At 55.2% G+C, this 592-nt stretch carries 1 protein-coding gene; it reads left to right on the forward strand.

The window, feature by feature from the left end; translation table 11 throughout:
• Positions 1–592, forward strand: a 592-nt coding sequence (locus IV91_RS16345) for an N-6 DNA methylase (protein ID WP_035418592.1), incomplete at both ends; no start/stop codon positions are given.

The raw sequence follows: 592 nt of genomic DNA on the forward strand, positions 1-592 counted from the left end.
TATGCAAGGCGTGGTGGACATTCTGGAGTCTCACCAGATCAGCAAGGAAGCCGATACCCTGCAAAAGTTCTACGATAGCGTGAAGATGCGGGCTGAAGACATCGACAACGCCGCCGGAAAGCAGAAGATCGTGGTGGAACTCTACGACAAGTTCTTCCGCAACGCATTCCCCAGGATGTCCGAACGACTGGGCATCGTCTATACCCCGGTGGAAGTGGTGGACTTCATCATCCACAGCGTGAACCACATCCTCAAGGTGGAGTTCGATCAGACCCTGGGCAGTCCGGGGGTGCATATTCTGGACCCGTTCACGGGAACCGGGACCTTCATCACCCGGTTGCTCCAGAGTGGCCTGATTACCCCAGAAGAACTGCCCTACAAGTACCAGAATGAGATCCACGCCAACGAGATCGTGCTGCTGGCCTACTACATTGCGGCCATCAACATTGAGGCGACTTACCACGGGATCGTGGGGGGGGAGTACAAACCCTTCGAGGGCATTTGTCTGACGGACACTTTCCAGCTCTACGAGAAGGAAGACCTAGGGGATGCCATGCTGGTCCAGAACAGCAACCGAAGAAGAAAACAGAGG

This window comes from Ferrovum myxofaciens, assembly GCF_000735045.1.
GTDB lineage: Bacteria > Pseudomonadota > Gammaproteobacteria > Burkholderiales > Ferrovaceae > Ferrovum > Ferrovum myxofaciens.